Below are 15,546 nucleotides of genomic sequence, written 5' to 3'. Positions count from 1 at the left end.
GTTTGTTTTAAAGGAGGATTAGTAAGCGTGGATAATCAATGGAGATATCAGGCTCCTTCCGATTCCGCAGCAATGTCTGCCAAGCTGCCGCCCAAAGGTGCGAGCTGGCGTGATTTCATTACTGTGACGAAGCCAGGTATTATCAGATCGAATCTGATCGCAGCCTTTGCTGGTTTTTGGTTGGCTTCTGGATGGCATGTCCAATACGGAAACTTGATTTTAACTTTGCTTGGCACAATGCTTGTCATGGCTTCGGCCTGTGTATTTAATAACTATTTTGACCGGGACCTGGATATGAAAATGGAACGGACCCGTGACCGCGGATTGCCTACGGGCAGACTGAAGCCGGGAACCGTCCTAGTGTACGGAATTGTTCTCGGAATTGCCGGCCTTGCTGTGCTGTTTGCGTTCAGTGGGGTGCTTGCCGGCCTGTTCGGTATACTGGGGGTATTCGTCTATGTCGTCGTATATACTTTATGGCTCAAGCGGACCTCCACTTGGAGCACTTCTGTTGGTGCGATTTCCGGAGCTACACCACCGGTGATCGGTTACGTAGCGGTGACAGGCCAACTAGACCTTGCCGCTGTTCTGCTCTTCGCGATGTTGTTCCTGTGGCAGCCTCCCCATTTCTGGGCACTGGGCATCCGTCGTAAGGAAGAATACCGGGCTGCGGGCTTTCCGTTGTTGCCAGTGGTAAAAGGGGTTCGTCGCACTAAGTTTCAGATGATTCCTTACGTGGCTTTGCTGCTCCCGATTCCAGTTCTGATGTATGTATACGGATATGCAGGTATTTTCTACCTGATTATTTCCAGTTTGTTATCCGTGATGTGGCTATATTTGACGCTGAAAGGCTTCAAGGCCAAGGATGATGAAGTCTGGGCGAAACAGAATTTCCTCTTTTCCATCAATTATTTGACGGTCAGCTTGATCGTGCTAGTGCTGAATACAACTCACTTGTAATGGAGGGGGGGAATGTCCTTGCAAACCTTGAAACGTTACAAATGGACCTGGCTGCTTCTTCTGCTTGCATTAATTATGGCTGCTTATCTGGCCTTCAATTCCCTGGCGCTGGGGAGCAAAGAATTGCCGGTCATCGGGGAAGTGCAGGACTTCTCCCTTGAGAATGTGAATGGAGATACTGTGACGCTTGCGGATACACAAGGGAAGGCCCGGTTGGTGTACTTCTTTTTTACGGATTGTCCCGATGTGTGTCCTGTAACGACATTTATGCTTTCTCAGACTCAGAATTTGCTGGTCAAGGATGGTAGCTTTGGCAAGGATGTGTCGTTCTTGTCGATTTCCTTCGATCCGAAGAGAGATACGCGGGAAGCCATCAAGGATTTTGCCGACCGGTTCCATGCTAATTACGACGGCTGGTATTTCTTGCGGGGTGACCAGGAGAAGATCCGTAAGTTTGCTGCCGAGTCCTTCAAGGTGCTTATTGCGGGAGATAACAAGGACAACTTTGCCCATGCGAATCTGATCGGGCTGGTGGACCGGGAGAACCGTCTTCGGGCGCTGTATGATGCTGGGGATAGCGAGAATGTTACCCCTGAATTCTTGGCTGCTGCTGTGAAGGATTTGGCCCGTGAGTAACTGAATAATCACAGATTAATCCAAAACGCCTTTTTTGCTGCTCGCCTTCTCATGGGAAGGGAGAACAAAGAAGGCGTTTTTGGTTTGAACTCTATTCTTAATAGGGCAGGGGTTCTGGATAGATGATAAATTCCTCCAGACCCGCTTTTTCCAGCTGAGTGATGTTATACTCGTCCGGCGTACCTTCTACCCCTGCATATCCCCGCCTTGTGTAGATGTGACCAGCGTCGGGAAAAGCATCGCGAAGCACACCGCGGATTTTTTTGCCGGAACTGTCGTTGTCCATGTACAGATAGACTTCACTATCCCCAACCTGCTGGCGCAGATTCTCCAGCTTGAGGGTGTTCAGGGTGCCAAAGGTGCAGAGAATATCTACTTCAGGCATCAAGATCCGCCGTAATCTGCTGCGGTCGTTTTTGCCTTCGACAATGATTGTGATGGACATATTCAGTTCGTCACCTCCGGAGCGATAATCATGACACACACGCATATATTTTACCTAAGCTTCGTCATTTTTAACAGGCACTAACGCGGATATGTAATCATTCCCCGGGAAATGTCGCAAAAGCAAACAATCACCCGGGTGATTATGCCCGGGTGATTGAGGATACGACAAAAACGCTTTCTATGGAATATTTTAGAATACTCCAGTGCGGAGAATGATTACCAAAAGAATGTCCAACACCAGAATAATGAAAGTGGATGTCCAGAAAACCGGTGCTACCCCAAAAAAACGTATTGAGAACCAGCCAGTTAGGCTTTAGGCTACGCGTCCGTTCAGGCCTGCTTTGTAGCTAGGCTCAAGCTTTGTGCTCTTTGGCGGAAGCAAAAGCAGTGCAGTCATCAGCAGCAGGAAGGCAATAAAGTAAGGTGAGACAATACCCCGCAGCTGACCGGCAGCGACAGGACCTGCGAATGCGCCGAGGGACATGGCGATAGATTGCATGGAGAACGTTCTGCCTAGCCGCCCTGGGCCACCAAGGCTAATGAACAGTGAAGCCATTGCGGGAAACAGCACACCCTTGGCAGCGCCCATTAGGAACAGGAGGAGGCCAGGCGGGATATTGCCGAAAGCAGCAAGCCCAAAGAAGCAGATCGCCATGCCGAGCAGCGCAGCGGCTATTCTACCGGAAGGTGTCAGCCGATGTAGGAAGAACATACTGAGTGTCACGAGAGCCCCCAAACTCAGAAGCGAGAGCAGCAGGCCTGTGGAGAGAATGTCCCGACCCCCATTTTGTGAGAGAGGAAGCTCAAAGAACAGTACTCCCTGGGAACAAGAGACGAAAAATGGCAGCAGATAATAGCGTCTGGAGGGCTTGGCGGAATTGGTGCTGTCTGAAGATAGACTCGCTCCTGTCAGTTGGGCAGCTTCCAGATCACCTTCCGTATGAACCAAAGGATTAGCTGCACGGGTCTGCACATGCTTGGGGACGCTGAAGAAGGCCATGAAGCCTGTCAGAATCAACAACCAGCCCAGACTGCTGAATGTGCCGGAGAATCCGGCTTTGGCGACGATAAACGCACCGGCGGCAGGAGAGATCACAGAGGCGAGTGTATGCACGATGCCGTGACCGGACATGTACTTGCCTTGAGTGGCCGAATCCGAAGAGAGCGAGGCCAATAGTGTCATACAGGCCGGGGACAGGAAGGCCAGCGCGAAGCCGCTTGCTGCACGCAGCAGCAGCAGATGCCAGGGGAACTGCGCATGCGCCTGCAGAAGCAGGAGCACACCGGCCGTCACCAGGCTGAAGACGATATACCGGCGGCTTCCGTTTCGATCCACAAGCACTCCAGCCAGCAGATTGCCGGGGAGGTGAGTCAGCGAATACATGCCCATCATCCAGCCGATAAAGGCGGGGCCGGCGCCAAGTGATATGGCAAACGGCGTCAGCACGGGATATTGGGCGTGCAAATCGAAGAAGGCCAGAAAAAGAAACAAGTAGAGCCACAGCGCAGTTTTCACATGAAACACCTCCGGGCCTGTCGCAACATAGGGATTGCAGGGCAGGCGTATTCAAATAGTTCATCTGCAGAACGAAAAAAGCAGCTACTTGTACTTTACGTGGTCCAGGCAGGGCTTATACCGCTTTTTTATAATATCAACCGTCAATGTGACGCTGCGGCGCCGCCACGCCGTGGTACAGCTGGGTAACCATGAATTCTGAGATTACATCATGTATAATAATCAATATTAAAGTTGAATGGGGTGTTGTGAAGTTGATGAATACAGAGGTGTGGTCACAGTTTATTAGAGAGAATTGGCTAGTCATCGTTATTGCGCTTGTGCTGCTGTTCGCTGTGGTCAATCTGGTCAAGACGGTTCTGAAGTGGGCAATTGTCATTGTTATCATCGCCGGTTTGTTTATCTACAGCGGGGTTACAATGGATCAGATCGGGAACGCTGTGAACAAAGTGGCCGACAGCACATTAAGCACCTTAAAAAGCGAAGCGCAGGACGTTATGCTTAAGGAGGCTAAGGACGCCAAATATACCTCCGGTGGGGATGGCACATTTACAATCACTACTCCGAATCTTGAAGTCAAAGGGAAAGCCGGGGAGGACAAGGTGGAAGTTACCTTCCGTGGTGTTGGACTGGGAAAATGGAGTATTAATGATACAACCAAAACTTTTATTGATGCCGCACGTAAACAGAATACAGCTGGAAAGTAAAGATAGAAGGGTATTTATCAAGACACTCCATAGCTAAAGAAAGGGGGAGCGGACATGCTCAACGGATGGATAAAAAGCGTGGCTGATGCCAATGTGATCTCCATCATCCTACTGCTTATTGTTGCCTTCTCCCTCTTGCAGGGGTGGGGTAGAGGATTTTCACGTTCGACAGGCAGGTTGTTTGGTCTTTTGGGTGCAGGGATATCGACGCTTGTCGCGCTTCTTCTTGCTATACCGGCGGCGGCTTATTTCTCTCCGCTTGTCGAAGCATGGGCTTCCGGGGTGAAGTACATGGACAACGAGCTGACAAGGTGGCAGCAGTTGTACTATACAGCTATTTCCGTTTTGGCGGGATCTCCGGTTGTACGGTTTCTATTAGTATTGTTGCTCTGTTACAGCTTGATACGTATGCTACTCGGAGTTGTTATTCTTCTGCTTCCGTTTCAGAGCAGCGGTCGTCGTAGAGGGGACAAGAAGGTGACCGCGCTAAGCCGTTTGGGCGGAGCAGGCGTTGGATTATTGATCGGGATGGCACGGGGGCTTATATTGGTAGCCGTACTTTTCATCGGCGTTGCGCTGAGTCCGGACAGCAGCTTCAGTCGTTATGTGGAATCTTCTCCGGTCTATAGCCAGAGTGCAGCCGCAGTCATTGAGCCTTTCGCTGGTGATACGGTTCATAAAAAGCTACCGATTCTGACTCAGGCAGTCGCGGCAGAGATGAATGATATTCTTCGTCGTAAATACGAAATTATCGATCACGATATTTCCGGCGATATCACTGAGGCGGCTGCTGATATTGTCGGAAAGACAGCAGGGGAAGAGGAAAAAGCACGGCTGCTGTATGACTGGGTCGGTTCCCGGGTTGCTTATGATTATGCCAAGGCTGAGAATTACGAGAAGAATCGGGTCTGGCATGAGCAGACCCCACAAGACACGTTCAATACACGACTTGGTGTATGCATTGACTATGCACGCCTTTATGCCGTAATGGCCCGTTCACAGGGCCTTCAGGTGCGAGTTGTGACTGGTCAGGGATATGATGGACGGGGCGGATACGGTCCGCACGCCTGGAATGAGGTATACGTGAGTGACAAGCAAGCCTGGATCCCCCTCGACCCTACTTGGGCGAGTAGCGGGAACTGGTTCAACACTAAGGATTTCTACGACACGCATATCAGGGAGAGCGTGCTGTGACGTAAAGGCGCAGCGTAAACAGATGTGTTACAATAAACTGGACTAACTAGACTACTCATCATAAGAATTAATAGGATTGGCTTACATTCTATGTGCCATATTTTATCTATTGTTAGGAGAGAGGGCTGTGAGTCAGTTTCGTAGACAGAGACCCGGTTCGGATGATACGCCGAATAGAGGATTCACGGGTCTGCGGATCAATCTGTTCTTTTTTGGCACGTTTATTATTTTCTGCGTAATCATCGTTCGACTTGCCACTTTGCAATTTGTCGAAGGCCCCACATTGACCGAAGTAGAGTCAGATCGTAATTACAAGAATGTGCCGCTTGCTGCTTTGCGCGGGAACATCTTTGCAGCAGGGGGCGAGAGTCTTGCTTATTCTACGTCGGTGTATTCTTTGTACATTACGTTAACTAAGGAGTATACGGCCAGGGTCACCGATAAAGCCTCGGGCAAATCGGTTTTGACGCCAGAGGCCAAGGCGAAGTCGAATGATTTGGTTGCTCGTCTCGTGGCGGATTTCAAGAAGTATGGTGATCCCGCCGTCAAAGAGCAGACACAAGAGGATGTTCTTAAAGCGCTCGATTTGAATTTTCGTAAATCACTTGGTTATGTTCCCCGCCGGGTAAAGACGGGGCTGACGAATAAGGAAGTCGCCTATTTTATGGAACACAAGGATGACTACCCAGGACTAGAGATTGTTGAAGAAACTGTACGTCACTACGACAAGGATACAGTAGCCGTGCAGACTGTTGGCTATATTAAGCCGTTTAGTTATTCGCATGACCGGGCTTTTTATCAAGATATTGCTCAGGCTATGAAGAGGGGCACAGACCCGGGCCTCGTCTACAAAGATGATGAGATCGTTGGCTTCGACGGTCTGGAGCTGCAATATCAGAAAGAACTGCGCGGGAAAAATGGTTATCTGCAGATATCGGTCAATCCACAGAATATGGCAGAGAAGGTGGAACAGGTTGTTCCACCGGTTAAAGGGAACAACATCTGGACAACGATTAACAAAAACATTCAGCTTAAGACTGAGCAGGCTATCATGGAGCAGATCAATTGGCTTCATACCAACCCTGTACAGGGACAGGTCCATCCCGCCGCATTGACCGGCTATGCTGTAGCTATGGAAGTAGACACTGGCAATATCGTCGCCATGGCGAGTATGCCCGACTATGATACGAATGTGTGGACAACAGGTACGCTGTCTACGGCTGCCTGGGAGAAGATGATGTACAATTACCAGAATGGCACGATTAACCCGATTTCATCGGGGTTATCCGGACATGGACTTCAGTCGGTGCTATTGATGGGTTCGACCGTCAAACCGCTGACGGTGCTGATTGGCCTTAAAGAAGGTTTTATCTCTCCTTCGACCAGGTACATCGACACAGGCAGCACTTCGTTCGGTAAAGAAGGTCATGAGACCACAGTGAGGAATTCATCAGGTCACGTATATGGAAAGATGGGACCCGCAACCGCGATTGAGAAATCGTCCAACGTGTTCATGATCGATATGGTTGGCAAGAAGCTGTATGAGAAATATAAAAGCAAAGGCATTGATGTCTGGGATAGGTATATGAAGGAGTTCGGACTTGGTGTATTAACAGAAAGCGGTCTGCCTGGCGAACATCGTGGCAATATTAACTACACCAACATCGAAGCAGCGGGTAGCTTTCAAGCCGCATTGGTGTACGCGTCTTTTGGCCAACAGGGGAGTTATACGACACTGCAATTGGCTCAATATGCCACTACGTTAGCCAATGAAGGGCAGCGGATCAAACCGCAGTTGGTCAGCAAAATAACGGATGCAGAGGGCAAAACAGTTACCGAATTCAGTCGCGAAGTGCTGAATGAGGTGACGAAATTTGATAAGTCGTTTTGGCAGGAGATTAAGAAGGGCATGAACAGTAAAGTCAGTGCCTTCGATGGCTTCCCCTATGATTTTGCCCGTAAGACGGGAACATCCCAGCAACTAGCCAAAAAGGAGCTGCGCGATAATGGTGTCTTTATCGCCTTTGCACCACGTGACAAGCCCAAGCTTGCCGTAGCGGTGGTCATCCCTGAAGGTGGATTTGGTTCCAATAGTGCTGCGCCGGTGGCCCGCAAAATATTTGACGCCTATGATTGGGAGTACGGGCTGAATGGTGTACCGAAGAAGAATCTTCAACCAGTTGTCACCACGACTCCTGAGGCCGACGCGGCAGAATAATCATCTTAGAGAAGAAGGAGAGGAAAAACTGTGAGCTTTTTCCGTAAGCAGGCCTCGTCACAGGACGAGACTACTAGCAAAAGTTCCCTTGGCCTACGGATCAACGTGTTTTTCTTCAGCACGTTTATTATTTTTTGTGTCATTATTATTCGTCTTGCGGTTCTGCAGTTTGTAGAAGGCCCGACCTTGACCGAGGTGGAGACTAACCGGGCAACGAAGAGTGTGCCGCTTGCAGCCATGCGCGGTGTGATTTATGCCGCAGGGGGCGAGAAGCTGGCCTATTCTACACCGGTGCAATCGCTATACATTACACTGACCAAAGAATTTACGGCAAAGGTAACCGACAAAGAGACTGGGAAGACGACACTTTCACCTGCAGCTCAGGCCAAGTCCGATGATCTGGCTAACCGCCTTGTCGCGGACTTTGCAAAGTTCGGTGCCAAAGATGTCAAAGCTATGACGAAGGAAGATGTGCTGGATTCCATGGACTTGTACTTCAAGAAGTATTCAGGGTACATGGCCCGACGGATTAAGTCAGGTCTCACTGAGGAAGAAGTAGCTTACTTCATGGAACACAAGGATGAGTACCCTGGACTTACCGTGGTTGAGGAGAGCAACCGCCATTATGACAAGGACACAGTCGCCGTGCAGACCATTGGATATATCAAGCCTTTTAAGTCCTCCAACAGTTTGCCGATTTATCAGAATATTTTGAATCAGATGAAGAACAATCCCACTGCCGGTCTGACCTACAAGGACGATGAATTTGTTGGTTTTGATGGGCTGGAGCTGCAATACCAGCGGGAACTTCGCGGTCAGAACGGTTATCAGGAGATATCAGTCAACCCGCAGAATATGGCTGAGAGAATTGAGGAGGTAGTTCCGCCTGTGAAGGGAAATGACATTTGGACGACGATCAACAAGGATATCCAGATGAAAACTGAACAGGCCATTACCGACCAGCTCAACTGGCTGCACAAGAATCCAGTTCAAGGGAAACTGCATCCGTCTGCGGTTACCGGCTACGCCGTGGCGATTGAAGTGGATACTGGTAATGTTGTGGCTATGGCAAGCATGCCAGATTACGATACCAATGTGTGGACACAAGACAAAATAGTCCCCGCTGTGTGGGAAAAGATTATGGGCAATTATCAGAACGGTACCATTACTCCGTTTTCTTCAGGCAGATCAGGAAATAATTTTGACTCGACCGTCTTCTTGGGATCCACGATTAAGCCACTGACAGTGCTTATTGGTCTCAAGGAAGGTTTCATTACTACACATACCACTTATTCAGATACAGGGAGCACTAAATTTGGTAAAGCTGGTCATGAAACCACGGTTAGGAATGCCGGGAGCCATGCCTATGGATTCTTTAGATCTCCGGCTGATGCCATTGCGAACTCCTCCAACGTCTTTATGATCGATAAGGTAGGTAAGAAGCTTTATGAGCAATACGGATCTAAGGGGGTAGAAGTCTGGGATAGATATATGAAGGAATTCGGACTTGGTGTATCTACGGGTGTTGACCTGCCCAACGAATATAATGGGAAATTAAACTATTTTAAAGAGGCTGAAGCAGGGAGTGCCCAATCCGCGTTAGTCTATGCATCATTTGGTCAGCAAGGTAGCTATACCACTCTGCAGCTGGCACAGTATGCATCGACGATCGCGAATCAAGGTGTGCGGGTTAAACCTCAATTGGTCAGCAAAATCACCGATTCCTCCGGCAAGGTAGTGAAGACTTTCGGCCGTGAAGAACTGGATAAGGTGGATTTCGATCCGGCTTATTGGAGAGAAGTTATCAAGGGAATGAGCAGTAAAGTCAGCAGCTTTGATAAATTCCCGTATGATTTTGCCCGTAAGACAGGTACTTCGCAGCAGGATGCCTATAGTAAAGGTGTTAAAAATACAATCGATAACGGGGTGTTTATTGCCTTTGCCCCGCGTGAACATCCAAAGCTGGCTGTTGCTGTAATTATTCCAGAGGGCGGATTGGGTGGCAGCAGTGCTGCCCCGGTAGCCCGGAAAATCTTTGATGCCTACGATTGGGAATACGGACTGAATGGTGTACCTAAGAAGAGTTTGCAGTCTCCAGCGAATGGGCAAGACAATGCCGAATCTACAGATGCAACAACAAATATACAGCAACCATAAAATCGCCCGCAAATGGGCACAACAAAGAATGGAGGGGTGGCAATGAATGCCAAATACCGCCTGCTTGCCTTGGATATGGATGGAACCCTGCTGAATGATGAACAAATCATTACCCCAAAGACAGTGGAATGGATTCAAAAAGCGGTGGAGGCAGGCGTTCATGTCTGCCTATCCACAGGTCGTTCCTTTAACGGTGCTTGGCCTTATGCCAAGCAGCTTGGTCTGGAGACGCCGATGGTAACGGTGAACGGCAGCGAAGTGTGGCGTGCGCCGCATGAGCTGTATCGCCGTTCCTTAATGGATCCTAAACTTGTGAGTCAGTTGTATGACATGGCAGAGCGTTATGGGATTTGGTTCTGGGCTTACTCTCTGGAGCAAGTACACAACCGGGAGAACTGGGATGGAAATACAGAGGGCCGGGAATGGTTGAAGTTCGGGTACAGCACTGAGGATGATGACATCCGGCACAAGCTGCTGCTGGAGCTGCAAGACTTGGGCGGGCTGGAAATCACGAATTCCTCACCGCATAACCTGGAGATTAACCCGCTAGGCATTAACAAAGCAACCGGAATTAAGGAAGTCTGCCAGCTGCTCGGCATCGATATGTCCCAAGTCGTGGCCGCCGGAGACAGTCTGAACGATCTTGCAGTAATTCAGCAGGCTGGTCTTGGTGTCGCGATGGGCAATGCCCAGGAGACCGTTCTTCAGGAAGCGGACGCTATTGTAGCTAACAATAACGAAGATGGTATTGCTGAGGTCATTCAACGATTTATATTGTAAAGTGAACGACATTGGAGGAGAAGGAATTGACAATCCTGGGTTGGATTCTGATTATCGCTTTATTTGCTGTCGGGCTGGCCGGTGCAGTAGTTCCGATTCTTCCGGGTGCACTTGCGATTTATCTTGCCTTTTTCGTATACGGATGGTTCTTTTCCTTCCAGTCCTTTGGCGCCTGGTTCTGGATTACCCAGACACTGATCGTGGTGGTGCTTTTTATCGCTGATTATGTAGTCGGAGCTTGGGGTGTCAAAAAATTCGGCGGCTCGCGTGCTTCCGTCATCGGCAGCACCATCGGTTTGATAATCGGGCCGTTCGTCATTCCGGCGTTCGGTTTGATTATTGGCCCGTTTCTGGGAGCGTTTATCGGCGAACTGATCGTCGGCTCCTCGGCTGGGAAAGCCACTAAAGTTAGTGTAGGAGCATTAATAGGTTTGTTCAGCAGTACGGTAGTCAAGATTGTGCTGCAATTAGCGATGGTCATCCTCTTTTTCATCTGGATCGGCCTGCATTAATTTAACAGTGAAGAAGGCGAAGCAGTTTGTCTAAGAAAGAGTCTTTTGTCAAAGGCACGCTAATATTGGCTGCAGCGGCACTCGTGGCGCGCGTGCTTGGTATTTTTCAGCGGGTTCCGCTGGAGCATCTGTTTGACGATATCGGGAATGCCGCATTTGTACAAGCCAACAATGTGTATTTAATGCTGCTAACGCTCGCAACAGCCGGTATCCCAAGTACACTTAGTAAAATGGTGTCGGAACGGTACGCACTGAACCGACCGGATGAGGCGCGGCAGGTCTATCGGGCGGCGCTTATTTTTGCTGCGGTGATGGGGGTTATTATGAGCGTGGCGCTGTACTTTGCCGCGCCGTGGTTCGCGAACCATGCCAAGGTTCCACAGAGTACAAGGGCTATTCAGGCCATTGCGCCTGCACTCCTCTTGTTCCCGGCAATCGCGATGATGCGTGGTTATCTGCAGGGACGCAATAATATGATGGCTGGCGGCATTTCACAGATTGTGGAGCAGATTGCCAGAGTTTTCACAGCGATTCTGCTGGCTTATATTTTGCTCAAACAAGGCTACGGAAATCCGATCATGGCAGCAGGTGCTTCCTTCGGGAGCGTGCTGGGAAGTATAGCTGCGTTTGGGGTCATGCTCTATTTCATCATGAAGACCCGGAAGAAGGATCGTCTGGAGAATTTAAATACAGCGCCTAGTGCCAAGCTTCCGATGTTTGGGATATATAAGGATATTTTTAGCCTGTCCATTCCAATCGTGCTATCATCCATGACGATCCAAGCAGTGTATTTCATTGATACGACCCTGATTGTTCCGCTTCTCAGCGGCCAGATTGGTGAGGCCAGCGCCACGCAAATGCTGGGGATTCTGGGGCAAAAAGCGCAGAGTATCGCGGGAATCCCACCCGTGCTTGCCATTGCGCTCAGTACATCGCTGATCCCGGTGATCTCAGCGGCGTATGCGCGGCGGGATGATGTTCACCTGAAGCGGCAGATCACACTCGCGCTGCGGATTTCCATTTTAACAGGAACACCGATTGTTATGTCATTGGTTGCTGCCGCCTATTCTATCAATGGGCTTCTGTTCACCAATATTACAGGAACTGGAATTATTGCTCTCCTTACATTCGGTACGATTTTCCAAATAACGATGACAACCTCGAACTCGATATTGCTGGGGATGGGTAAATCCCGAATCTCCATGTTCTACGTGCTCGGCGGGATCGCCACGAAGCTTATCTTCAGCTTGGTGCTCAGCCGGTTCATGGGGATCTACGGAATTGTTATTGCAACAGCACTCTGTTTTATCGTGATTACATACTTGAACCTGCGTCTGCTGCGTAAGATCGTACCTTTCGAGATTATGGGCAAGCGTTGGGGAGGTTTTGTATTTGCGGTTCTAGTCTCTGCGGGTATCGGCTATGGCTTGAATGAAGCCGGTATTCTGCTGACGCATGTTATGCCTGCTCGTCTGGCATTCTTGCTGACTTGCCTCGTGGTGGGCGCAGCGGTTGTAATTATCTATCTTGTACTGCTCATCGTGCTAGGTGTGATCAGCAAACAGGAAATTTCCGGATACCCTCGCGCCCTTCAGAAACTTCTGAACCCGTTGATGAAATTACAGCCTGCTCGTGTGCGGGCAAGAGAATAATGCGAATGATTGATTTGACTTCCGTGTCGCATTTTGCTTCACTTAAAAGGTACAGGCAACATACTTTTTATTAGAAGGGAATGACCCCTGGATGGATAAGATTAGTTCTCCCGCTGAGTTTCAGGTAGCGATTCAATCGCCCCGGCTGACGATAGCCGTATTCAAAGCCGACTGGTGTGTCGACTGCAAGTTCATTGATCCCTTTATGCCTGAGGTGGAGCAGAATTATAACGGCCGCCTGACGCTCGTGGAAGTGGATGTCGATGCTGTTGGTGATGTAAGCCAAGAGCAGAACATTCTCGGCATTCCGAGTTTTGTGGCCTATACCGATGGACGCGAGTTGGTTCGCTTTGTGAGCAAGCTGCGTAAATCCCGTGAGGAAATTGAGAATTTCCTCAATACAGCCCTTGAGGTTTATCAAAGCATTCACAAGTAATGGATGGATATTGGAAACACCGCTTTTGCCCCTTCTATGAGCAAAGCGGTGTTTTTTTTAAGATTTGGAGCAACAAGGAAACGTTTCTTCTGTAAAATGCAGAATCAGATGCCGCAAATACCATTTTATCGGTTATAATGGAAACGCATTACTTCATACTTTTCCAGCAAAAGTCATTCATTTACTTATTTATTTCATAATGCGGGTGATCACATTTGACGACAAATCAGTTGAAGTGGCTTAGTTACATAACCTGTCTGGTAATGTTCCTGGCTCTGCTAGGCGGGGCGGTAGTAACCAAAACAGGCTCGGGTCTGGAGTGCGGAAATGAATGGCCATTGTGTCATGGTAAGCTGATTCCTGCCTATACTGTAGGGTCCTTGATCGAATATACCCACCGCTTATTTAGCGGACTGGCGGGTATGCTCTCGCTTGCCTCCATGTTTGCCTTCTGGCATTATGCGCGTCAGCGGCGCGATCTGTTAGTGTATGCCTGGATGACACTGCTCTTTGTAATTGTACAAGGTGGAATGGGAGCGCTTGCAGTGCTTAGATCCCAGTCTGCAGCTGTGATGGCACTACATATGGGATTTTCATTAATTGCGTTTGCCAGTTCCTTGATGTTGGCGTTAGGGTCCAAAAGAAGGCATGAAGAAGGCGACACTCTTCCTATGCCCGGCAAGCCGGTGAGTATTTCTTTTCGCAATTTGACTTGGTTCACGACAATTTATTCTTACATCGTTGTCTACATAGGAGCATTTGTTAGTCATACCGACTCCCAAGGGGGCTGCTCTGGCTGGCCACTCTGTAATGGGGAGTGGATTCCCGAGCTATCGGGTGGCGTTGGGGTAGTGTTCACACACCGGATAGCGGCTTTGCTGCTGTTTATGCTGACGGCATTGCTGGGACATTTGGCTTTCTGGAAGCAGAAGGACCACAGGGAGCTGAGAATGCTGGGGATTGCAGCGGTTCTGCTATGCCTGATGCAGGTGTTCAGCGGGGCAGCGGTCGTGTACACGCTCGGGAATGATAAGCTCTACATCTTTGCCGCTCTTGCTCACATTTTGCTAATTGCCGGACTATTCGGTGTACTGTGTTATATGAGCGTACGGGTATGGCAGCTTAGCAAGGGAAACAGGCGTTAACTCGGCACTACAGATCCCTACAGATCCCTACAGATCCTTGCGGCTTGAACGTTATGCTGACATTACTTGATCAGATGTCCTCTGAGGCTAAGAGGATGGATAGAGTGGCTTACAGGGTGGGACAATACACTCATATTTGGATTTGCTGCATCCGAAGCAGGTAAGGAGGACAACATATGCTGCGGATATTGCTGGGAGAACCGCCCCGGGTGAACAGTGGTGTGCTCGCTGAGGCGATGGAACATATGGCGGAATTTGCATCACTGCTGCGCAAGGAAATGAACAGGTATGAGGATCGTGATCATGAATTCCGGAAGCTGGAAATCTGGACCCGCGGCCTGATCGTCTCATTGGATGAACTGGAGCAGAGCTGGTTTGCCGCTGCTTTTTATCGAAAATCCGTAAAGGCCGGGTATATGGATGATATGTCGGTGGCCGAGCAGGGCGAATATGCGCGATATGTGTATTTTTATAAAAACGGCTTTATTCGTGTCTTCTCCTTGCTGGACAAGCTTGGCACGGTATTGAACAGTCTTTATGATCTTAATACATCCAGGGTTAAAACCCACTTCTCCTATTTCACGGTACTCCGGGAATTTCATACCCACAAGGAGCATACTGTGCTGGCCGACCAGCTGGAGAACATTAAGAACTCTTACCGGGAGCCACTGCAGAACCTGCGTAAGCGCCGCAATGCCGAAATCCATTATATGAACGCTGAAATGCAGGATGATTTGTGGCAGCGGCATCAGGGTCTTCACGACAAAATACAACTCGAGGATCTCGACAGTCATCTGGAGGATTTGAAGCAGGGGCTGGAAATGGTCTGCAAATCATTAGAGGCTGTATATAAATACAGTACGGAACACTGGCCTAAGAATATTGGGAAATCCTGATGATGTAAAAATGGAATTCTGCGGAAAATTTTCCTTTGACAAAGAATGCAGAACTAAATTATACTAAATCATGCCTTCTTAGGCCGGACATTTTATGACAAACTACAACACTATATCACATATCTTATCGAGAGTGGCGGAGGGATAGGCCCGATGAAGCCCGGCAACCGATTTATGTTTATGCGTGAACCGCGTGTACATAAGTGCCATGGTGCTAATTCCTACAATGCCGTGTGAGTGCGGACGTTGGCAGATGAGACGGCATTGTCTATAAGCGCACAGGGCCTCTT

General features: G+C 49.2%; 14 protein-coding genes and 1 riboswitch. Of the genes, 12 read left to right on the top strand and 2 right to left on the bottom strand.

The window, feature by feature from the left end; translation table 11 throughout:
• Window positions 1-27 precede the first annotated feature (27 nt).
• Window positions 28-960 carry a heme o synthase gene (gene cyoE, locus HPT30_RS10805; RefSeq protein WP_175371400.1) on the top strand — a complete coding sequence of 311 codons (933 nt, stop codon included), beginning with the start codon at window positions 28-30 and terminating at the stop codon, window positions 958-960.
• Window positions 961-972: 12 nt separating this feature from the next.
• On the top strand, window positions 973-1,596 hold the full coding sequence (locus HPT30_RS10800) for an SCO family protein (protein ID WP_246317024.1): 624 nt from the start codon (window positions 973-975) through the stop codon (window positions 1,594-1,596).
• Between the two features lie 97 nt (window positions 1,597-1,693).
• Here HPT30_RS10800 and HPT30_RS10795 read toward each other — a convergent pair whose 3' ends face one another.
• Entirely contained in the window at window positions 1,694-2,041 is a 348-nt protein-coding gene (locus tag HPT30_RS10795) for a DNA primase (RefSeq protein ID WP_066376351.1), read from the bottom strand.
• Window positions 2,042-2,356: 315 nt separating this feature from the next.
• On the bottom strand, window positions 2,357-3,559 hold the full coding sequence (locus HPT30_RS10790; protein WP_175371399.1) for an MFS transporter: 1,203 nt from the start codon (window positions 3,557-3,559) through the stop codon (window positions 2,357-2,359).
• 257 nt (window positions 3,560-3,816) lie between these two features.
• On the opposite strand from HPT30_RS10790, the gene HPT30_RS10785 reads away from it, so the two are divergent.
• The 10 genes from HPT30_RS10785 to HPT30_RS10740 all read left to right on the top strand — a co-directional run bounded on the left by HPT30_RS10785 (window position 3,817) and on the right by HPT30_RS10740 (window position 15,256).
• On the top strand, window positions 3,817-4,266 hold the full coding sequence (locus HPT30_RS10785) for a hypothetical protein (protein ID WP_175371445.1): 450 nt from the start codon (window positions 3,817-3,819) through the stop codon (window positions 4,264-4,266).
• A 54-nt stretch (window positions 4,267-4,320) separates the two neighbouring features.
• Window positions 4,321-5,460 carry a transglutaminase domain-containing protein gene (locus tag HPT30_RS10780; protein WP_175371398.1) on the top strand — a complete coding sequence of 380 codons (1,140 nt, stop codon included), beginning with the start codon at window positions 4,321-4,323 and terminating at the stop codon, window positions 5,458-5,460.
• Window positions 5,461-5,587: 127 nt separating this feature from the next.
• Complete coding sequence (locus HPT30_RS10775; RefSeq protein ID WP_175371397.1) at window positions 5,588-7,678, top strand: peptidoglycan D,D-transpeptidase FtsI family protein; 2,091 nt, start codon at window positions 5,588-5,590, stop codon at window positions 7,676-7,678.
• Between the two features lie 30 nt (window positions 7,679-7,708).
• Window positions 7,709-9,835 carry a peptidoglycan D,D-transpeptidase FtsI family protein gene (locus tag HPT30_RS10770; protein ID WP_175371396.1) on the top strand — a complete coding sequence of 709 codons (2,127 nt, stop codon included), beginning with the start codon at window positions 7,709-7,711 and terminating at the stop codon, window positions 9,833-9,835.
• Between the two features lie 42 nt (window positions 9,836-9,877).
• Window positions 9,878-10,615, top strand: a complete 738-nt coding sequence (locus HPT30_RS10765) for a Cof-type HAD-IIB family hydrolase (RefSeq protein ID WP_175371395.1) — start codon at window positions 9,878-9,880, stop codon at window positions 10,613-10,615.
• A gap of 26 nt (window positions 10,616-10,641) precedes the next feature.
• Window positions 10,642-11,127, top strand: coding sequence for a DUF456 domain-containing protein (locus HPT30_RS10760; protein WP_175371394.1), 486 nt, complete (start codon window positions 10,642-10,644; stop codon window positions 11,125-11,127).
• 26 nt (window positions 11,128-11,153) lie between these two features.
• The gene (locus HPT30_RS10755) at window positions 11,154-12,779 is read left to right on the top strand and encodes a putative polysaccharide biosynthesis protein (RefSeq protein WP_175371393.1); all 1,626 of its coding nucleotides are present in this window, start codon (window positions 11,154-11,156) and stop codon (window positions 12,777-12,779) included.
• A gap of 91 nt (window positions 12,780-12,870) precedes the next feature.
• Entirely contained in the window at window positions 12,871-13,215 is a 345-nt protein-coding gene (locus HPT30_RS10750; protein ID WP_066376398.1) for a thioredoxin family protein, read from the top strand.
• Between the two features lie 215 nt (window positions 13,216-13,430).
• A complete protein-coding gene (locus tag HPT30_RS10745; RefSeq protein ID WP_175371392.1) occupies window positions 13,431-14,360 on the top strand; it encodes a COX15/CtaA family protein in 930 nt (309 codons plus the stop codon).
• A 176-nt stretch (window positions 14,361-14,536) separates the two neighbouring features.
• Window positions 14,537-15,256: a Cthe_2314 family HEPN domain-containing protein gene (locus tag HPT30_RS10740; RefSeq protein ID WP_175371391.1), complete on the top strand. Its 720-nt coding sequence runs from the start codon at window positions 14,537-14,539 to the stop codon at window positions 15,254-15,256.
• 121 nt (window positions 15,257-15,377) lie between these two features.
• A riboswitch (SAM riboswitch) is annotated at window positions 15,378-15,516 on the top strand.
• The last annotated feature ends 30 nt before the right edge of the window (window positions 15,517-15,546 follow it).

Source organism: Paenibacillus agri, from assembly GCF_013359945.1.
GTDB lineage: Bacteria > Bacillota > Bacilli > Paenibacillales > Paenibacillaceae > Paenibacillus_AQ > Paenibacillus_AQ agri.
The sequence above is the reverse complement of the archived record's forward strand: the minus strand, read 5'-3'. Positions and strand labels throughout refer to the sequence as shown.

What these genes read in the sequence shown, in the direction of transcription:
- HPT30_RS10800 (WP_246317024.1), top strand. Translation starts at nt 973, where the DNA reads ATGTCCTTGCAAACCTTGAAACGTTACAAATGGACCTGGCTGCTTCTT.
- HPT30_RS10795 (WP_066376351.1), bottom strand. Translation starts at nt 2,041, where the DNA reads ATGTCCATCACAATCATTGTCGAAGGCAAAAACGACCGCAGCAGATTA.
- HPT30_RS10785 (WP_175371445.1), top strand. Translation starts at nt 3,817, where the DNA reads ATGAATACAGAGGTGTGGTCACAGTTTATTAGAGAGAATTGGCTAGTC.
- HPT30_RS10780 (WP_175371398.1), top strand. Translation starts at nt 4,321, where the DNA reads ATGCTCAACGGATGGATAAAAAGCGTGGCTGATGCCAATGTGATCTCC.
- HPT30_RS10765 (WP_175371395.1), top strand. Translation starts at nt 9,878, where the DNA reads ATGAATGCCAAATACCGCCTGCTTGCCTTGGATATGGATGGAACCCTG.
- HPT30_RS10750 (WP_066376398.1), top strand. Translation starts at nt 12,871, where the DNA reads ATGGATAAGATTAGTTCTCCCGCTGAGTTTCAGGTAGCGATTCAATCG.
- HPT30_RS10740 (WP_175371391.1), top strand. Translation starts at nt 14,537, where the DNA reads ATGCTGCGGATATTGCTGGGAGAACCGCCCCGGGTGAACAGTGGTGTG.